The organism is Shewanella psychrophila (assembly GCF_002005305.1).
In the GTDB taxonomy this organism is placed as follows: domain Bacteria; phylum Pseudomonadota; class Gammaproteobacteria; order Enterobacterales; family Shewanellaceae; genus Shewanella; species Shewanella psychrophila.
Window position 1 is genome coordinate 4324847 of the sequence record NZ_CP014782.1, and the last position, 20787, is coordinate 4345633.

Below are 20787 nucleotides of genomic sequence, written 5' to 3' on the forward strand. Positions count from 1 at the left end.
AATTATCGTATGTAATGCTTAGCATGTGAGTCGAAACTAGACTGGCATGCTCATAATCTCTTTATACGCTTCAACTAGCTTATTTCTAACCTGCACGGTGGCTTCAAACGCGACACTGGCCTTCTCTCTGGCGATGACGGTATCAGAAAGTGTCACTCTGGTATCCCCCATATCCAAGCGTGTGGCCAATGAACCAGAATTAGCTTGAAGCTCGCCAACGGTGCCGATAGCCTGGGACAGAAGCTGACTAAAATCGCTCCCTGAGGTATTACTAACTTGCTGAGTAATAGGTGAACTGAAACCGGAATTGAATCCAGAAGGCTTGATTTCACCACTAAGAGACTGCATCTCTTGTAATAATGAGTTGGCTCCAATCTGCATATCTTTCTCCCCATCGTCTTGACGAATACTCTAAGTGACGAATAGTTGACGAACTTAACTGTTAGATATTATTATGCAAAAAATCTGCCAAGTGGCTTGCAAATAGAAAAGGAGGGAGAGGAATAGGCCGATATAGTCCATCTAGTAACAAGTAACCAAAGCATCACAGCTGGATTAACAGTACTTCAAAGAGTTATTTATAAATAGAGGGGAGTTCCTAGGACCAGTGGTCTCGGACCTAGGAAAGTGTTCGTTATGCAGGGATCTCTATGCCCATATCTCTCATTTTTGCCATCTTGTATCTTAAGGTTCTGGCACTGATCCCCAGCTTTTCGGCTACGAGTTTCCTACTGCCCTGACACATGTTCAGCGTTTCAAGAATGATCACATGTTCCTGTGCCTTAAGCTCATCACCTAATGCATCGAGTTCGGCAGGTTTATTCGATGAGTGTAATGGGTGCTCTACAGGCCCTTGACTAATGTGGACTTCCTGAGTATCGAGAATAATATCAGAGCCGACAATAAATTCACCATTAGTCAAGATCAAGGCTCGCTGTATCACATTATCTAGCTCTCTCACATTTCCAGGCCATCTATGGGTCAGCAAACGTCTACAGGCTGTTTCATCCAGACTAGGAAGCTCTAATAGCCCAGATTTAGCACCGTGACGAGCCAAGAGATGACGTGCCAGAGGCAAAATATCTGCTGGTCTCTGACTTAGTGATGGCCAAGTGAGCGGAAAGACATTAATTCGATAATAGAGATCTTCACGAAACTTCCCTGACGCAACAACAGCTTTCAGATCGCGATTTGACGTTGCTAGCACCCTGATATTTAACTTTATGCTTTTACGTCCTCCGAGCCGTTCAACCTCCCTTTCCTGTAATACTCTTAACAATTTTGCTTGTAGGCTTAAATCCATCTCGGTAATTTCATCGAGTAATAAAGTACCTCCTTGTGCCTGCTCGAACTTACCAGGGCAAGCTTGATATGCACCAGTAAAGGACCCCTTCTCGTATCCAAACAAGGTAGCTTCCAACATATTTTCGGGTATCGCAGCACAGTTTATCGCGATAAATGGCCCATTATCACGACTACTATTTTGATGAATATATCTGGCCAGTACCTCTTTACCCGAGCCACTGGGTCCCATTATCATTACCGAAGCATCTGATGAAGCTACCTTTTCGGCAAGCTTTAGCAAGGCAAGGCTCTTTTCATCAGCGACAATCGGCATGTTCTGAGCTATCTTAGGTTTCAGATATCGAGAGACTTGGTTCAGCAACACCTCGGGAGCAAATGGTTTGGCTAAATAATCTACCGCACCAAGTTTTATAGCGTTGACGGCATTATCTATGGTGGCATAAGCAGTCATCAGTAAAACAGGAACTTGAGCTTGATTCTGTTGAAGATAGTTAAGTAAACCTATGCCGCCTATGCCTTCCATCTGTACATCGCTGATGACCAGATCGAAAGATTCAATCTTGAGTTTAATAATCGCATCTTCAGCCGAGCAAACATCGACACATTCATATTGCGCCAGCAACAGTGTGTCCAGCAGTGCTTCCCTGAGTGAATGATCGTCTTCAACCAGTAATAGTTTACCTTCAGACATGATCTACGCCCTCTACAGTTGATACTGAATGAGTCACAGAAATCGCTGAACCAGACTGTACCGCCGAATTTTTTAATTTGGGAAAGTATAATGATGCCTTACAACCTTTGCCCTTTTCACAGCGCAATTGAATTTTCCCACCATGATTGGCTACTACAGATTGAACAACAGCAAGACCCAGACCAGTTCCCTGTTGCTTAGTGGTAAAGAAAGGCTCGAGTACTTGCTGTTGCATCTCTTTGTCTAAGCCTTTGCCGTTATCAGTGACGTGGATCTGGATCTGAGACTCAGTTTCACAGCCTCTTAGCTCGACCAGAGTCGCCCCAGCTTCAATGCTATTGATCACCAAATTATTAATCGCGGAGCTTAACGCGCCGGAATTGGCCAGAAACTCGTTTATAGAATCGTCGACTCGTATTAATTTACACAGATGTTGCTCAGCAATGGGTTCACAATTGGCCGTTACCTTGTCTAAAATAGTTGAAACCTGATGAGCCTCCCCCTGATCTTGCCCTCTTCCTTTAGCCATCAACAACATGTCATTGACCTGATGTTCTAGTTCATTGAGTCTATCGACGAGTTTAGTTTGGAAGCGAGTTCTCGATTGAGCCGATATTTTCGGACTTGCCAGATTAGAGGCGTACAGGAGTGCAGCGGTTAACGGCGTTCTCACTTGATGTGCAAGTGTTGCGACCATTTTACCTAATGCCGACAAACGCTGTAGGTGTGATAGATTCTTCTGTAGTAAGCGAGTTTCGGTGAGATCGGTGAGCACTATGAGTTGACCCGGCTCAGGAGTTAAGGGGGTAATAGCCAGCTTTACTCTACGACCATTCTTAAGCGAGACTTCGTGACCATCATCATCTTGAGGAGAAAATGCACGATTAATGATCTGCAGCCATTTAAGCCCCTCTAAGGGTAGGCCTAACAGCTCTACAGCAACTGGATTTGCATCGGTGACTAGTCCATCACCATTGATAATAATTATCCCCGATGGCATAGCCTGCAGAATATGCTCCATACGATTCGACATATTGGCAGCTGGTGCCGTATCCAGCCATTTAGGTGGATCTTGGTTCAAACGATTAAATTGTAATTGGGGACTTACGGACATATAGACTCCGTCAAAAAATTGTTGCTAACGGGGTACATGCACGAAATAGGCCAAATGATAAAGGGGGTGGGTTCCTAGGCTATATTAGGTTCACAAGCTCACTTAAAAATAATAGCTAAGATGATAGACAAGCTAATAGACGCCAGTAAGACTGGCGATTTGGAAATAAGGGGTATGGCGCTAGTTCCTAGGAAACTAGGCACTAACTACTGACTACTGACTAGGAATTAGATACTTCTACTTAATCCTTACCCATACCGTACTTACGCATTTTCTCGACTAAGGTTGTACGCCTGATCCCCAACATTTCTGCTGCGCGGGCAACAACATTATCTTGCTGCTCGAGTGCCTGCCTGATCATATCTATCTCAAGCTCAGCAAGAAGATCTTTCAAGTTAACCCCTTCAGGAGGAAGTTCACTTGGAAAACGAGTTTCGGGGATCTCTATGGACTCTTCATCACTGAAGATTGCAGCTAAGGCATCACGTTCTAGCTCCTCCTCACTGACCTCTACACAGTATTCTGGCACATCAATATGACGATACTTGTGGGGTAAATCATTAACATCGACTAAGCCACCAGGGTAAAGAATAGTAAGTCGCTCGACTAAGTTGGAAAGCTCTCTGACATTCCCGGCCCATTGATGCTCTTTCAGGGACTCGATAGCTCGCTGAGTAAACCTTACCTTGCCACGGCCTTCATTGTAGACCCGGCTCACCAGCTCTTGTAAAAGTAAGGGTATATCATCTTTTCTTTCACATAATGCAGGCATTTCTATGGGGAATACATTTAATCGGTAATAGAGATCTTCCCTAAATGCCCCTTCGGAGATCATTACCTCTAAGTCTCTGTGGGTCGCCGCTACAACACGAACATCGGCCTTAATAGGTTTACTGCCTCCAACACGTTCAAACACTCGCTCTTGGAGTACACGAAGGAGTTTAACCTGCATCTGCAATGGCATATCGCCAATTTCATCTAAAAAGAGGGTTCCCTTTTCAGCAAGCTCAAAGCGACCCTTTCTGGCACTGATAGCACCGGTAAATGAGCCCTTCTCATGGCCGAAAAGTTCACTCTCTAAAAGCTCAGCGGGAATTGCACCACAGTTAACCGGAATGAAGGGGCCATCGCGTCTATCAGAAATATAATGAATATTTCTTGCAACAACCTCTTTACCAGTACCGGACTGACCCAGCACTAAGACAGTAGCGTCAGAAGAGGCTACTTGCCCAATCAAATGCCTGACTTGTGCAATCCCTTCACTTCGACCAACCATGCTTCTAAAAAGCTTAGTTTGATTAACACTGGTAGGAGTTTCAGGACGCCTCACCTGACCAAAAACCTGACAGAAGTGCAGTAATTCAGTTAATTGAGGGTAATTTAGGGGTTCTTCAACATAGCCAAGTATATTGGAGGCATTTACGCCGTCCTGCTCGCCTAGCAGTAAAATCGGCTGCCAAGGCAATTTCCCGGCAAGGGATTGAAATAACTCTTTAGACTGTGAGTCAGCAGCGATAACCAAGGCCCGGTAACGAGTACTTTGTAGTCGCAGTTCAAGTTTATCGATTGCGACTAACTCAACTTGCTCACCCAAAAACTCAAATACACATGATAAGCGATTCATTCGCTCAGACTGATTACCGACAAGTAGAATTCGTTGATCTGTTTGCATCATTAAAAAAGCCGTAAAGCGCTCGTTATTATTCGCATTAATTATTAGTGTTTTTTGCTTAAAAGCGATGTAGTGTTTCCATTACAAATTTGAACAAAATCACTACCATGAGGAATAGTGTATTATCAGCAAGCTATTAGCAAGTCTCTGATGCATTTATTGCTTAACTGGATAGATATTCATTGAACTTATTTGATTCTAGCTGAAAAATCCAACGAAACCATAATGATTTGTCAAATAATTGACTGCGGCCAATTATTTGGGGCTACGCGCCCCGAATAAAAATAGAATTAAACAGCCTCGGTATGAGAGACGATATGATGTTGTTCTACGGGGATTGCATCCCAGCCCTCTTTAATAGTTCTCAATATCTCACTGACATCATCTAACGCTTGAATGTCATTATTAATATTGGCTTCAGAGAGGCGGCGTAACATAAAATCATACAAAGCACTCACATTACCGATCATCTCTCCACCAGCATCCATATTCAGACTGCTGTTGAGACCATTAATGATACCTATGGCCTTACCTATGTTAAGTCCTTTGGTTGCAAGATCGTTATTTCCTATCGCATAGCGACTCTGGGCAATGCGTTGTAACGCTCCTTCAAACATCATCTGAATAATTCTATGAGGTGAAGCTACCGCGATTTCGTTATCTAATGATACTTTACGGTATGACTGTAATGACCTTCTCATAAAAACCTACCTATTTGAATCTATAGTCTTATATACGTTAATTTGACGTTGGCTTTTTTTGCCACTGTGTAACAAATCTTGCCTATGCCTCATGACTTTACTAGCTTGTAACTTATATTTCTGGGTCAGGGTTAACTGCTGCTCCAGATACTCTCTGTCATCAAATTCATTATCTGCAACCAGTAACTCGAGCAAATGTTGACGCTGACCTAATAAACCATGCAAGTCTGACACCAACTTATCACCTGTATCGTCATTTACATCAATTTCATCGAGATGAAGTAAACTTAAAGATAATGCTTCGTTTACTCTATTCAGTTCTTTCATTGAGCCTTCTCTTCGACAATAAGCTAAAAGTCATCACAAGTTTAATCAATATAAAATGCTAAGTTTTCTTCACCACACCAGGCAGAGAATCTAACCTTGATTGCAACATGCTGCTTTGAGCATTTAACTGCCCTACTATGGCATCCATAGCATTAAATTGCTTAAATAGCCTATCTTCATAAGCCTTCATTTTCAAAGCCAGTCGTTCTCTGCTTTCCTGTATTCGCACTAATTGGTTATCTAGCGTCTCATCACGGCCATCAAGAATACCACCGGTTTGAACATACCCATCAACCAAACTATCCAGACTCGAGGCCAGCCCCGTATCTTCTGTACTGAAAAGCTCTTTTATCTGATCAAAGTTTGATGTTAGCGCTTCATCAAGCTTGTCACCATCGACTTCTAATAAACCAGTACGAGTTGTGGTAACGCCAATTGAGCCTAAGGTAATATTACCATCAGATGTACTATAGACGCCCGATAGCGCTCCTCTTAATTGGCTTTGTATGGTTCGAATTATCGAGTCGCCTTGTAGTATTCCGGCTTGCTTCGTATCAGGATCATAACTCGACATTTCCTGCACAGTCGTCATTAACTCATTATAGGAATCTACTAGCGCATTAATCCCTGTTTTAACAGTTCCAGTATTAAGTTCAATATCGAGCTGTGTGGTCTTAGTTGCGTCGGCTTCTTTAAGTGTTAGAGTCGTTCCAGCAATAGCATCTGTTACAGTATTAGAACTAGAGGTAATAGTTAAGCCGTCGACCTTTATTATTGAATCCTGAGCAGCTTGGACCTCAGTCATAGTGAAGGTATCGGCAAGTGGTGTTCCGGGTCCCACATCTGTTGCGGTGACACTGATTTGATTGTCTAAGCCTGTACTGGTCGATGTGAGTACCAGTTTTGCACCGTCATCGTCATTAATAATCGTTGCCGTGATACCAACATTATCTTCGGCGCTGTTTATCTTCTCAACTAAGGATGTCAGGGAGTCGGTGGCATCAGCAGCAATATCAAAGCTACTTCCGTCGACGGTAAAACTTAGCGTTCCCTCACCGATAGCTGCCTCGGCATCAGCCGAGGCTACCGTGCTCTTTTTTTGACTTTGAGCTAATTGTTCAACCGTCAAACTATAGCTGCCCGCAATAGCCGTTTCATCGACTGTAGCGCTTAAAAAGTCGTTGTCGGAAAGCTTAACTTTATTACTGATAAAAGATTCAGGCTTTGAGAGAAAAGCTAAGTTTGTCTGAAACTCAGACATAGCACTCTTGAGTGCCCCGATAGCAGAAATTTCAGCATTAACCTTGCCTTCATCTGCATTAAATTGGGCCTGTTTTGGCGTACTCTCGGCACCAACTAGCGCAGAGACTATACCATTGATATCCATTCCTGAACCGATACCGACTGCTGTTAACCCCATGGGAACCTCTATCACTCATCCTGAAAGCTATAAGCTAAACAGTGGAAAATAAACTAACGTCAAAAAATCATCATGCTTCTGTTTTCATCAGCATGCCTGAAACTTCAAACAATTTTTGTGCCAACTCTAATGCTTCTTCGGTAGGGATCTGACGAATCGTCTCCCCTGAGTCCATATCCATCACATTTACTACAGAAACCCCAGAACTATCATCGACCCTAAATGCTAGGCCTTTCTTCATCATAGACATGGTATCACTAAGTTCAGCAACCGCTTCCTGTAACTTTTCAGGATTATCTTCCTTGTTCGCCTTTGAGGCTTCACTGCCTTCCTCAATGGCTTTCACTAAGGCTCTTGCTTCGACTTCACTGGCCTCTGGAGTCGTCGCTTTCAGCGGGACTACCACTTCACTCTTAACACTTGTGGCATTCGATGGATTCACTAAATTAATATTCATCGCCTTTAACCTCCTCTCATTTTTAAATCCCTTTCCTAAATCCATTTCAAATTGATTTACAAAACTGATTTACAAAACTGATTTACAAAACTGATTTACAAAACTGATTTTTACATTTGCTATAAACAAAAGGGAAGATTCAAAACTGAATCTCCCCTTCCTTGGTTACTCTATTGAGTTCCAGCTATAACCCTATCTATTACTTACTATAGCTTTTACTCATGCACTAAAGTAACGATTAAAGTAGAGATAATGCGACTTGTGGTAACTGGTTAGCCTGAGCAAGCATTGCTGATGATGTCTGAGACAGAATCTGCTGCTTAGTCATCTCTGCCGTTTCTTTAGCGAAATCGACATCTTGAATTCGGCTTCGTGCATCGGCTACGTTAGTCTGAACATTACTTAAGTTACTAATAGTAAAGTTCATACGGTTTTGTATCGCACCTAAATCGGCACGATTTGAGTCGATACCGGCAATCGCGCCATCGATAAGAGCAATTGCATTTTGTGCACCTGATGCAGTGCCTATATCTACCGTATTTACACCTGCAAACACACCTGTTAATTCTGTAGTAATTTCAGCACTAATACCTGCTGCAACAGTAAAACTATCAGGTGAACTCATTGTTATTGCACCTGATGCAACAAATGTAGTACCAGCATTAGTCAAAGTACTCGTGGCTGATGCTGTACCATCGGCAGCTTGATTAATAAGGGTCATACCACCAGCAGCATTACCTGCTTCTGTGAAGTTAATATCGGCACCAGTAGAGCTAGAGATTGTTAATGTGCCGTTATCTATTTTAGCGGTTACACCTGTTTCACCAGACACATCATTAATCGCCGTAGCAAGATCCGTATTATTAGTAATACCAGTCAAATCTACCGCTGATGTACTAGAACCGTCATCTACATTCATAACCAAGGAAACATCATATGCAGCGGTTAAATTAGCTACAATATTTGTCTCCGCAGTGGCTTTGACACCCGTGCCAGCTTGGTTAATTGCCGCAGCAACCTCAGTTGCTGTATCATTAGCGACAGTGACTACATTGGTTGTGCTGGTACCTTGAGTGATAGTCATAGTACCACCGGCCGAGCCGTTAGTTCCCGCAGCAGCAGCCACTAAATTACCACCAAATATAGTACCAGGCGCATCACTCTGATAAGCACCGATATTCGTCGCAGCAACAGATTTCAATGACACGTCGATAGTCTCATTAGCTTCTGAACCCACCTGGAAAGACTGCGTACCGTAAGAACCATCAAGCAGCTTTTGTCCACCAAATGAGGTGGTCTCTGCGATACGCGTTAACTCAGATTGCAATGAGTTAATCTCTTTCTGCATAGCTGCACGATCATCCGAAGAGTTTGAACCGTTAGCCGATTGCAGTGACAAGTCACGCATACGTTGAAGAATGTTAGTCGACTCCCCCATGGCGCCTTCTGCGGTTTGTGCGATAGAGATACCATCGTTAGCGTTACGCATGGCGACGTCAAGACCGTTAATCTGACTCGTCATACGATTCGAAATCTGCAGACCCGCCGCATCATCCTTTGCACTGTTAATACGAAGACCTGATGCCAATCGCTCCATCGAAGTACTTAAATGACTCTGGGAACTATTAAGGTTGCTCTGAGCCTTCATTGATGTGACGTTCGTGTTTACTGAAATAGCCATAATTTGTTCCTCTTAATACCTGACTGTAGACTGTGCCTGTCTGCGTTAAGCCAGGCGGATCTGTTCGGTTACAATGTATTTAACGGCAGCCCCATTTTTTACTTTAGAAATTTTTTAAAAAATATTGTGCATAGTGTTAAGAAGACGCTAACAAAGGGCAGAAGATGAAAGCTGTAGTAAGTTGTAAGTGGCGAGCTAAAGACAAGGCAAAGAAAGAGGTGAGTTTCGAGACAATATCAAAAGAAAAGGAAGCCTGAGAAGCTATATGCTTATTCGTAGCTCGCAGCTCAAGCTTGATTCCCAAAACAAAAACCACCTAACTCGATAAAGAATTAGGTGGTTTATAATTCTAGGGTTAGGTGCTACAACCTAAGTACTAGAGTATTCTATGCTGCCTGCTATTACCCTAGTAAGGATAGTGCTACCTGAGGTAATTGGTTTGCCTGTGCAAGCATAGCAGATGACGTCTGAGATAAGATCTGCTGCTTGGTCATCTCAGCTGTTTCCAAGGCAAAATCCACATCTTGGATACGACTACGAGCATCAGACACATTACTCCTTACATTGTCCAGATTACTGATGGTGAAGCTCATACGGTTTTGTATCGCACCTAAATCGGCACGAGAACTATCGATACTTGCAATAGCACCATCAATAATATCAATGGCAGACTGAGCACCTGAAGCTGAAGAAACATCCACCGTATTAACACCGGTGAATACACTGGTAGTTTCACCAGTCAATTCAGCCGCTAAGCCAGCACCACCATCGGTAATAGTGTAATTAGCAGAAGCTGTTAACGTCACAGAACCAGCAGCCGTTGCAACCACACCTGCGGCAGTCACGTTAGTTGCAGCAGATAAGGTGCCATCACCGGAAACATTTTGAAGCGCCAAAGCACCTGTAGTATTTGCCGCTAGCGAGGTGAAGTTAATATCGGCACCGTTAGCACTTTTTATTGTTAATATGCCATTATCTAATTGGGCTGAAACACCAGTTTCCCCCGAAACATCATTAATCGCAGTAGCAAGATCTGCATTATTCGTTATGCCCGTTAAATTTAGTGATGAAGTACTACTGCCATCGTCAACATTCATAATCAATGAATTATCAAACACAGCGGTCAAATCAGCTTGAATCGTCGTCTCTGCTGAAGCAGTCACGCCTGAACCCGCTTGGTTAATTTTTGCAACAAGCTCGGCCGCAGTGTCACTCGCAGCTGTAACCACATTTGTTGCATTAGTACCTTGAGTAATCGTTAAGGTATCTGCTGCCGCGCCATTTGCACCAGCAGCCGTACCAACAAGAGCACCACCAAATAAGGTACCTGCTGCATCACTTTGATATGCACCAATATTAGTTGCAGCTACCGATTTCAACGACACTGCTATGGTTTCATTGGCTTCAGCACCCACTTGAAATGATTGTGTGCCGTAGGAACCATCAAGTAACTTTTGTCCACCAAATGAGGTCGTTTCTGCGATACGCGTTAGCTCGGCTTGTAGCGAGTTAACTTCTTTCTGCATAGCTGCACGATCCTCACTAGAATTTGAACCATTAGCCGACTGCAGTGACAAGTCACGCATACGTTGCAAAATGTTAGTTGACTCGTTCATCGCGCCTTCTGCGGTTTGTGCGATTGAGATACCATCATTGGCATTACGCATGGCGACACCGATACCATTAATCTGACTGGTCATACGGTTAGATATCTGCAAACCCGCAGCATCATCTTTAGCACTGTTAATGCGTAAACCAGAAGACAGACGTTCCATTGAAGTACTTAAATCACCCTGAGAGCGGTTAAGATTACTCTGTGCTTTCATCGATGTTACGTTTGTATTAACTGAAATAGCCATCTTGAGTTCCTCTTTAAGTTGTACTGCCAAGGCTCAAGCCTGGCTATAATTGTTAACTTTTAAAATTCATGTTTCGAATATTCGGTCTTAGTCCCTTAAGACTGTCGACTGTATTCAATCTTGTTGATTACCTTTATATGTAATCAAATAATGTGGTCGAGTTAACTCTACTAAACAGAGTCGAAACTGCATTTAGCGCCAATTGCTGTTTTTCAAACTCACTAATTGCTGAGGCGTAATCTAAATCTTCTAACAATGACAAGGCTGAACTATTAACTAGTTTCTCATCCGTATGGTCCGATTTATAACTCTCAACCCGCTTTAAATCATTGCCGGCGATGCCCCTGTCAAAATCTATCTGCCTTGTACCACTAACGATATTATCCAATAACTGTGCCAACTCAGCTCCACCCTGAGGCGTGTTAACCTTATTAGGATCTTCTAGGAGGGTTATCGCCTGATTAATCGTGTCGAATATACTGACTTCGGTTTGCGGGGACATGGTGAAAGAATCCCCTGCTGCGGGGGTTCCATCGATTTTCACTTCGATACCATTAAAACTTACTGGGTTAGTCGGGTCGAAATTAGGCACCACAACTTGAGATGTGGCTGCTGAATCGAAAACCTCTAAGTTAACACCACCAGCTCCATTATCTGTGAAAGTGAAGGTATATCCCTCAGGAGCCACTGGTACATGGGCACCAGGAGTAACAATATTGGCACTTTCAACATTAAATTCACCAACTTGGGCTGGCAGATAATTGACACTAAAGTCACCTAAAGCATTTGCCGCGTTCATAAAGACACTATCACCCGGCAAGTTTGTGCCGACTGTGACTCCGGATGCCACAACTGATTGCCTCACACCACTGTCACCGCTATAGACTATGTTGCCTGCAGCATCGAAGGCGAAAGGCTGGGTCGATGTTTGATTACCAGCAAAGAGATAATTGCCGGACTCATCTTTTGAGTTAGCTATCGAGAGCAGCTCATCCAGGCTCGACCTCATTTCGTTGGCAATCGTCACTCGGTCGGTATCCGTCAAGGTACCATTTACAGCTCTTAATACTTGGTCTTTGATCGAACTCGCTAAGCTTTCTGCGCTGCCCAGCTTACTCTCAGCTACCGCTAAGTGACCCGTAGCATAATCTATGTTTTTGATAAACTGATCGACTAGGGCATTTTGCTGGTACAAGTTGTCGATACCAATGGCAGCAACGGGATCGTCTCCAGCGGTATTGACTCTTTTACCGGAAGATAACTGTTCCATGATATTACTGGTTGCAGACTGTCTATCGAGCACACTGTTGATATTTTGGTTGAACATCTGTGCGGTTGAGATTCTCATATCAGCCTCCTTTATCTAACCGAGTTAAATAGCGTGTCAAAGATTTCATTGGCCGTGGTCATTATCCGCGCCGATGCCTGATAGGCCTGTTGAAAACGGATCAGATTGGCCGCCTCTTCATCTAAATTCACCCCGGACTCACTCTGTACTCGGTTATAGGCCTGTAGATAAACAGACTGCGCCGTGCCAGCGGCAATGTCGGCCGCTTTTGCTTTGCCACCCACGCTTAATTTGGTGCCTTGATACACATCACTCAAAGTCAAAGCGCCAGTGTTCATCAGCTTGGCTTCACTCAATTTAGCCATGGCGACAGCGTTGGTGTTATCACCCGGTGCAAATGAAAGATCGAAGGTAAATCTATCCGTCGCACCAGCCGTTGTGGCAACATCGAAGGTAAAACCATGTGCACTAATTGAAGGTGGAACATAAGCTGCTGGCGCACCTAGTGATGTGCCGTTGGCATCGAAGACTTCAAACATACTAGTCGTGGTATTGATCTCGAAGGTCAGCTCAGAACCCGTGACAGGAAAATTGGCATTGGTGCGATCATCTATGCTCACCATCTCTACTTGAGTGTTACCAGAATTAGCCACATCGGCGGTGATTTTAGGTGCAGCTGCAGCAATTCCCCTACCGTCGGTCATCACTACCGAAATACCCGCTGCAGCACCTGAAGAAGGACGGATCTCAAACTTATCACCATCGGCTAAAATGCCAGAATCTATGTGTATGGTGAAACCATTAGCGCCATCTAATTGAGTGCCATTTAAAGTTAACGGAGTGACAGCACCAGTTACTCCGTCTTTTAATTCATAGGTTGCCGGGGCGGTATACTTCAACTCGAAACTATTGCCGGACAAGAGGCCGACATCATCAATATTGACTCTTAGATTAGCCGTACCAGTATTTGAACCAAAACCACCCACTCGCCCAACCGACATGGTCGGATCGTTAATATCTTTAAAAATATTCTGGCCCATCTCACCATCAAGGTCGAAACCTTGGGCATTGGCCTGATTGAATGCATCTGCGACACCTAAGCTGAGTTGACCTAACTCCAGCTCAGCAGGCACGAGGGTTTCATCACGAAATTCGAATAGTGCCCCTAACTGACCACCCATCTTTATCGGATCAATGACCTGACCCTGACTGCCGATATTGGCGACGACTCTCAGCTCATCCGGATGAGGGTCACCCGCTGTGGTACCAAGGGACATTGATACCTCACCAGAAACCAACATCACAGCGCCGCCTAACATTATGCTTTTAGCACCGGTGTCCAGTGGAATAACATTGACCTGTGCGTATTGGCTGAGCTCCTGAATAAGTGCATCTTGTCTATCTAACAGTTGGGCATCTTCACCCTGAGACTTCATCAACTCTTGGTTTACTTGGCCCAGTTCCTTACTGATTTCGTTGATACGGTCAGTAATACCTGCGATTTGATCATTGGTCTGTTTCATCTGACCATCTAAATGGGATTGCATCTGGTTTAGGCTATCCGCCAATTGGCCTGCTGAGCCTAAAACTGTGCCACGCATCCCCATATCATCGGGTAGGTCGGCTAAGCTATTTATACCTGCAAAAAAGTCATTCAGGCTCTGTGGTATGGATTTGCCAATTTGTGAAAACAGTTGATCGAGTTCACTCATCTTAGTTTGAGTTGTCTGCGCTTCACTGACACCAGTTTGACCAATCCTCAGCTCACGAGCGGCATATTCGTTATAGATGCGTTTTACGTCTGAAATATAAGTTCCTGCACCATAAAAATTATCCCCCATACGCTGGGATTCCAAGCTGGACTGTTCGGCTACTTGCCTGTGGTATCCCTGAGTATTAGCGTTAGCTATATTATTACTGGTCACAGCAAGCTGCGCCTGAGAAGCCAAGACACCGGTGCGGGCAATATTTAAAAGATCCATAGACATTACACACGACTCCTATCTAATTGCTGCACTTTTTGCTGCGCACTTTTCTGCACACTCAGAAGCGAAAAGGAAAACTCAGATATCTTACAAATCAAAATCATTACCTTGCTCCCAGAGACGGCAGACTAAAATCTGGCTTAATAGATTCCATCACCTTAATCACTTTATCTGCGTAGTTAGGATCCGTTGCATAGCCGGCATTCTGTAAGGCTTTGATAAATTCGTTGGGATTTGCGACTTTCTTCATCGCATCTTGATACCTTGGCCCTTCAGAAATAAAGCTGACGAAGTCATCAAAACTTTGCTTTATGTCTTCGTAGACACGAAAATCGGCTTTTTGCTGTACCGCAACGCCTTGTTCAAACTCCAGCGTACTGACTAGAGCCTTATCACCCTGCCAACGCTTATCCGCTTTAATGTTAAAAAGGTTGTTGCTAGATTCGCCATGAGCCCCTTTTATCATTTTCTGACCCCAGCCTGTTTCCAAAGCCGATTGTGCAATCAAAACTTCAGGCTTAGTGCCTAAAGCCTGTGCTGCTTTTTCTGCGTGGGGATAGAGTTTAGCGATAAAATCATCTCTGTCGGTGAAGGTCATTTCCGCTTGCCTCACTTCAGATGGCAAACTCTTGCCTGTCAAAATACTGTCTAAAGGATTCATGGGCTTGATATCTGAATTAGCCGTTGCATTCATGGTTTCATCAGATATAACTGCTCGGTTCATCACCTGAGATTTGATAGATGCTTGAGATAAGTCTGATTGCATATCTCCTCTAAGCACTGATGCAGGTGTGACATTGCTGGTTTCCGGAGAAAGCTGCTGAATCATCAAATCGGCAAGACCTAACATGCCCTTGTCTGATAAGTTGACAGACATCTGCTGATCATGCATTTGCTCATAAAACTTAGTGTATTCGCTGTTCATCGGGCTATCGGATTCAAAAACCGCATTGGCAGCGCGCATGCTTTTCATCAGCATCTGCACAAAGATCCCTTCAAATTGTTGCGCAACCTCCTTCAAAGCAGCCTTATCATCTTTCTGGGCTTTGGCTCTTAACGAGTCAAGGCCTCCGATGTCCAAAAAGTGTGATGAATTTGACAGCTTTTCCATAAGAGTTCCCGGTTGTGCCGACAATAAACAGACGGTATTTCTTTTACATAGCAAGGCACATGCCAGATCATAGATGGATCGGGTTTTAATATAGAAAAATCAAATAAAATAAGGGGAATAGCTTATTCGTGAGAAGAGCTAAGAGCCCGGGATCAGGCCCTAATAAATCAGTTTAAAAGAATCAGAGGTAAGCAAAGTCTAGTCATAGAATTAGATGATGATGAGTTCACCATGTAGCGCTCCAGCCACTTTTAGGGCTTCGAGAATAGCCAGTACATCAGAGGGAGCCGCGCCCACTAAGTTAACCGCCCTAACGAGCTCGTCGAGTGTGGTGCCTGGATTAAACATAAACATGCGCCTGTCTGACTCATTGACATCAATCGTACTGTCTGTGGTTACAACAGTTTGTCCACCAGCTAAAGGATTAGGCTGTGATACCTGAGTCGCTTCGGCAATTGTAACGGTTAAACCGCCGTGGGTTACAGCTGCTGGTAATAGACGTACATCGCTGCCCACCACTATGGTTCCGGTACGTGAGTTAACAATAACCTTGGCTGATTCTGATGCGGGTTCAACCTGAATATTCTCTAACGTTGCCAGAAAAGACACTCGTTGGGACACATCTCTAGGCGCACTAACCTGTACTGATGCAGCATCCAGAGGCCTTGCCATTCCAGGGCCCAACAACTCATTAATAGCATCGGCTAATCGTTTAGCCGTTGAGAAATCGGCACGGCGAAGGTTAAATGTGAGGTAATCGCCAGTAGAGAAAGGCGTGGCAACAGTACGCTCAACAATAGCGCCATTTGGAATTCGACCTACCGTAGGTGTATTTTGAATGACTTTAGAACCATCTAAGCCTTCTGCGCTAAAACCACTGACCACCATGCTGCCTTGTGCAATGGCGTAGACATTACCATCGACTCCCTTAAGGAAGGTCTGAATTAAGGTTCCGCCGCGCAAACTCTTGGCTTCGCCCAGACTCGATACTGTGACGTCTAGGGTTTGTCCTGGTTTAATAAAGGGGGGCATATCCGCATGAACCGCGACAACGGCAATATTCTTAATTTTGGGTCTGAAATTATCAGGCAGATTAATGCCGAAGTTTTTCAGCATTGTCTTAAACGTCTGCTCCGTATAACGCGTCTTTTCACCCGTGCCTGGCAGACCGACAACCATGCCATAACCTATAAGTTGGTTATGGCGCACACCTTGGACATTTGCAATATCTTTTATTCTTTGTGCCTGGCTTGGGCCAGCGACAAAAATCAGTAGTAAAAGATAGATAAATTTATATTTCATAGTGTTAATTCCTTAATTACGACTAGGTCCCATGACAGCTTTAGAAAGGCCACCAACTCCCCATAAAGAATGAACTTAACCAGCCAACCTTTTGTACATCGGCAAAAGTGCCTGTGCCGCTGTATTGAATACGTGCATTCGCAACTCTTGGTGAGTCAATAGTGTTGTCCGGGCGTATATCTTGTGAACGTACTACCCCAGTTAAACGAACAAACTCATCACCGTTGTTGATGCTTATCCATTTCTCTCCGCGAATGACTAGGTTGCCATTATTGAGAACCTGCATCACGTTGGCCGAAATACTGCCGCTCAAGCTATTACTCTGATCGGCATCTGATTCACGCTTGGTATTCATGCTGTCCTTGTATCTCAGATCCAAGGGTTGTCCACCTATGGTGATATTGCCACCGCCGGCATAGATGGGATCGAGTGTTAAGTCAGTCCCCTTCTTAATCTCATTACTGGCACTTTTTGTCGCTTGAGTCTGCTCCATCAAAATAACCGTGATGATATCGCCAACTTTAAGCGCCTTAATATCGGAATAGAGGCTAGATGCCTGACTGTCCTGATACATGGAACCTGTAGCGGCAATCTTAGTTGGCGGCGCTTCAGGATACACAGGAGCATAATAGGGGTCGTCAGGAATAGGCTTTTGATTGCTGGTCGAATTACACCCACTCAACAAGAAACCAAGTAATAACGTCAAAAATAAATAATGCTTACTCATTCTTGCCTCTACAGATTCTGATTCACGTAGGACAGCATCTGATCAACGGCCGAAATTACCTTTGAATTCATTTCATAAATTCGCTGACTTTCGATGAGGTTAACCAGTTCTTCGGTCACGTTAACGTTTGACGTCTCTAGTGCACCTTGTCGAATGGCTCCCATACCATCGAGTGAAGCCGTTCCCTGAATTGGCGTGCCACTGGCACCCGTTTCTAGGTATAAATTTTGTCCCATGGGATCTAACCCGCTCGGATTGATAAAATCAGACATACTCAACTGACCCACAACTTGGTTTTCAGCCGTACCAGGCGTCTTAACCGATACTTCGCCTTCGGCAGACACGGTAATACTCGTCGCATTCTCCGGGATGGTTATTGCTGGCTGAACCACGTAGCCCGAGCCAGGTGTGACTATTTGCCCTGTATCATCTAAAGTAAACTGACCATTGCGAGTATAGGCCGCAGTGCCATCGGGGAGTTGTATCTCGAAAAATCCCGGACCTTCAACCATCAAATCCAGAGAGTTATCAGTTGTCAGCATATTCCCTTGGGTAAACACCTTTTGGGTCGCTACAACCTTAGTACCTGCACCGATATTTAAACCATTGGGTAACTTGGTATTTGACGCACTGATACCACCAGCTTGATTAACCGTTTGATAGAGGAGATCTTCAAAAACCGCACGGCTCTTCTTGAATCCAACTGTGCTCGCGTTAGCCACGTTGTTAGAGATCACCGCAATATCTGTTTGCTGAGCATCTAAGCCTGTCTTACTAATCCATAACGCGGGATGCATAATATTACTCCTAGCTAATACGCATTAATGAAGAGGAGGCTTTGTCCATCTCTTCTGCTGTTTTCATCATCTTGACCTGCATCTCAAACTGACGCTGTATATCAATCAGTGACACCATTTCATCGACAGCGTTCACATTACTGCCTTCCACAGCACCACTCTCTATTGCAATGAAAGGATCTGCAGGGGCATTCTCACCAGATATCAATCTGAAAAGACCATCCTCCCCTCGCATTAAATTCTGATTGCCAGGATTGACTAACTTGATACGACCAACTTCTTCAATCACTTCCGCCGTCGAACCTAGGGGTCTGACAGAGATAATCCCATCTTGAGCTATCTCTACTTTCTCGATAGGCAGTGGCAGCACAATAGGACCTGCATCGCCCATTATGGGGTTTCCCCGGTCATTACGCAGTAAGCCAGTAGTGTCAAAACTTAAACTGCCGGAGCGAGTATAGGCCTCGCCACCATCGGCGCTCTGCACTGCAATCCAGCCATCTCCCTTAACGGCTATGTCCAGATCTCTTCCTGTGGTCTTAATAGGTCCCGCAGTAAAATCAGCCGATGGGCTCTCAGTCATGGCAAATACGCGTGTTGGTAACCCTTCACCAAATGCTTGCATCGAACGTGCTTGCTCCATATCCGCTTTGAAACCATCGGTATTGGCATTGGCTAAGTTGTTTGCGCGTACAGCCAGCGAATTCATATTCTGCTTTGCGCCACTCATGGCAACATAGAGTAATTTATCCACTGGTTTCCTCCGTCAATCATTTGTTTATTACTTGCTGTATAACAAACAAAAGCAAACATCATGCCAGAATAGAAACAATTTATTGGCGCTTGAGAAAAGGATAAAGAGTAAAAGTAGGCAAGAAGGCGGAAAGACATTGCCGAACGGCAATGCCTCGACAGCTCCACTAAAAGAGAATATGCAGATTAACGGATCTGCAAAATAGTCTGTTGCAAGGTGTTATTGACTTCCAATGTTCTCGAGTTTGCTTGGAAGTTGCGTTGCGCAGAGATAAGATCCACCAGCTCAGTAGTCAAGTCTACATTCGACTGCTCTAACGCAGATGAACGTATACTGCCGAAAGTACCACTATTGGCCTCGCCAGCAAGTGCTTGCCCCGAGTCTTGGCTAGCCTTCCAGGAAGTGTTCCCCACTTGAGTCAATCCTTGCTCGTTGGCAAAACGCGCCAGTGCCACCCTAGCAAGAGCGACTGTCGAACCATTACTGTAACTAGCGTTAACTAAACCATCGGCACCAACTTCGACATTAGTTAGACGACCCACAGTAGTGCCATCCTGATTCAACTCAGTGACTTCGAACGTCGAGGCATATTGAGTCGGATTATTAAAGTCTATAGTCAAAGTTTGCGTGCCATCTGTACCAGGCCCCAGCACACTGGCCCCACCAACCCCTAATTGTTCTGTTTTAATTGTGGCAGGATCACTGCCTGTATATGACCCAATATCATTAAACTTAATCACCGCACCTTTCCAACCACTGGCAGTAACCGCTGTTCCCGTTGAATCGGCAATCCCGTTAGCAGGAACTGTAGTATCTTTTCCATATGTTCCTGCTGCGCCATCCACGTCAACTTGTTTGCCATCCACCGCGTAATAGGCTACCCAATTACTCTCACCGGTATAAGCCGCATTCGGTGGACGCACGAAATAGGTCGTCATGATATGCGGCTCACCCAAGGAGTCATACATGGTCACCGCAGTAGAGTTATTATAGGTGTCACGATCGTTGGGATCGAACAAAGCTGGATCTAATGCAGCATCACCTGCATTTAAGTTCATCTGTATATCAATGTTTTCTGTCATTTGCGGGCTGCCAGCTGTATCAGGAATCGCAACGGGCTTAGTCGTAGTTAAACTGACAGATGTTGAGTTCCCATCCTTATCCACTGGAAAGGTTTGCAAATAGTTTCCCTGAGAATCAACTAAATAGTTACTTGAATCTACTTTGAATGCACCGGCACGTGTAAAGGATTGATCCTTTCCATTGATATCCGATGAGGTCACAAAAAAGCCACCACCATTAATGGCCATATCCAGCGCATTATTTGTAAACTGCATGCTCCCTTGGTGAAATTGCTGCGCAACTTGGCTCGTTGTCGCCCCACCACCAACGGCTGTTTTACTATTAGAAAAAATGGAGTTTGCATACACATCTGCAAACTCTGCACGAGACTCTTTAAAACCTATACTATTTACGTTGGCTATGTTGTTCGCTGTTGTGTTTAGATCTTTTTGAGCAGCAGCAATTCCACTCAATGCGATATTAAATGACATGATTTACCTATATTCAATCGATTACAACAGGTGGAATGCTAAA

General features: G+C 44.3%; 18 protein-coding genes. All 18 read right to left on the reverse strand.

Annotated features, from left to right (window positions below; translation table 11 throughout):
- Positions 1-36: 36 nt before the first annotated feature.
- The 18 genes from fliE to flgE all read right to left on the reverse strand — a co-directional run bounded on the left by fliE (position 37) and on the right by flgE (position 20744).
- Positions 37-381 (reverse strand): flagellar hook-basal body complex protein FliE, encoded by a 345-nt coding sequence (gene fliE / locus sps_RS18635; RefSeq protein ID WP_077753875.1) that lies wholly within the window; start codon positions 379-381, stop codon positions 37-39.
- Between the two features lie 253 nt (positions 382-634).
- Entirely contained in the window at positions 635-1996 is a 1362-nt protein-coding gene (locus sps_RS18640) for a sigma-54-dependent transcriptional regulator (protein ID WP_077753876.1), read from the reverse strand.
- Complete coding sequence (locus tag sps_RS18645; RefSeq protein ID WP_149027308.1) at positions 1989-3110, reverse strand: sensor histidine kinase; 1122 nt, start codon at positions 3108-3110, stop codon at positions 1989-1991. Before sps_RS18645 ends, sps_RS18640 begins: the two co-directional genes overlap by 8 nt.
- 241 nt (positions 3111-3351) lie before the next feature.
- The gene (locus sps_RS18650; RefSeq protein WP_077753877.1) at positions 3352-4785 is read right to left on the reverse strand and encodes a sigma-54 dependent transcriptional regulator; all 1434 of its coding nucleotides are present in this window, start codon (positions 4783-4785) and stop codon (positions 3352-3354) included.
- 287 nt (positions 4786-5072) lie between these two features.
- Entirely contained in the window at positions 5073-5483 is a 411-nt protein-coding gene (gene fliS / locus sps_RS18655) for a flagellar export chaperone FliS (RefSeq protein WP_077753878.1), read from the reverse strand.
- A 6-nt stretch (positions 5484-5489) separates the two neighbouring features.
- Complete coding sequence (locus sps_RS18660; RefSeq protein WP_077753879.1) at positions 5490-5810, reverse strand: flagella biosynthesis chaperone for FliD, FliT; 321 nt, start codon at positions 5808-5810, stop codon at positions 5490-5492.
- A 58-nt stretch (positions 5811-5868) separates the two neighbouring features.
- Positions 5869-7230 (reverse strand): flagellar filament capping protein FliD, encoded by a 1362-nt coding sequence (gene fliD / locus sps_RS18665; protein WP_077753880.1) that lies wholly within the window; start codon positions 7228-7230, stop codon positions 5869-5871.
- Between the two features lie 70 nt (positions 7231-7300).
- Positions 7301-7687 (reverse strand): flagellar protein FlaG, encoded by a 387-nt coding sequence (locus sps_RS18670; RefSeq protein ID WP_077753881.1) that lies wholly within the window; start codon positions 7685-7687, stop codon positions 7301-7303.
- A gap of 238 nt (positions 7688-7925) precedes the next feature.
- A complete protein-coding gene (locus sps_RS18675; protein WP_077753882.1) occupies positions 7926-9368 on the reverse strand; it encodes a flagellin in 1443 nt (480 codons plus the stop codon).
- Positions 9369-9769: 401 nt separating this feature from the next.
- Entirely contained in the window at positions 9770-11227 is a 1458-nt protein-coding gene (locus sps_RS18680; RefSeq protein ID WP_077753883.1) for a flagellin, read from the reverse strand.
- A 133-nt stretch (positions 11228-11360) separates the two neighbouring features.
- The gene (gene flgL, locus sps_RS18685) at positions 11361-12575 is read right to left on the reverse strand and encodes a flagellar hook-associated protein FlgL (protein WP_077753884.1); all 1215 of its coding nucleotides are present in this window, start codon (positions 12573-12575) and stop codon (positions 11361-11363) included.
- An 11-nt stretch (positions 12576-12586) separates the two neighbouring features.
- Positions 12587-14503, reverse strand: coding sequence for a flagellar hook-associated protein FlgK (flgK, locus tag sps_RS18690; RefSeq protein ID WP_077753885.1), 1917 nt, complete (start codon positions 14501-14503; stop codon positions 12587-12589).
- 100 nt (positions 14504-14603) lie between these two features.
- On the reverse strand, positions 14604-15611 hold the full coding sequence (gene flgJ / locus sps_RS18695) for a flagellar assembly peptidoglycan hydrolase FlgJ (protein ID WP_077753886.1): 1008 nt from the start codon (positions 15609-15611) through the stop codon (positions 14604-14606).
- 210 nt (positions 15612-15821) lie between these two features.
- Entirely contained in the window at positions 15822-16913 is a 1092-nt protein-coding gene (locus sps_RS18700) for a flagellar basal body P-ring protein FlgI (RefSeq protein WP_077753887.1), read from the reverse strand.
- A 40-nt stretch (positions 16914-16953) separates the two neighbouring features.
- On the reverse strand, positions 16954-17640 hold the full coding sequence (gene flgH / locus sps_RS18705; protein ID WP_077753888.1) for a flagellar basal body L-ring protein FlgH: 687 nt from the start codon (positions 17638-17640) through the stop codon (positions 16954-16956).
- A gap of 8 nt (positions 17641-17648) precedes the next feature.
- Positions 17649-18437 (reverse strand): flagellar basal-body rod protein FlgG, encoded by a 789-nt coding sequence (flgG, locus tag sps_RS18710; RefSeq protein WP_077753889.1) that lies wholly within the window; start codon positions 18435-18437, stop codon positions 17649-17651.
- Positions 18438-18447: 10 nt separating this feature from the next.
- Entirely contained in the window at positions 18448-19191 is a 744-nt protein-coding gene (flgF, locus tag sps_RS18715) for a flagellar basal-body rod protein FlgF (protein WP_077753890.1), read from the reverse strand.
- A gap of 185 nt (positions 19192-19376) precedes the next feature.
- Positions 19377-20744, reverse strand: coding sequence for a flagellar hook protein FlgE (flgE, locus tag sps_RS18720; protein ID WP_077753891.1), 1368 nt, complete (start codon positions 20742-20744; stop codon positions 19377-19379).
- Positions 20745-20787: the final 43 nt, after the last annotated feature.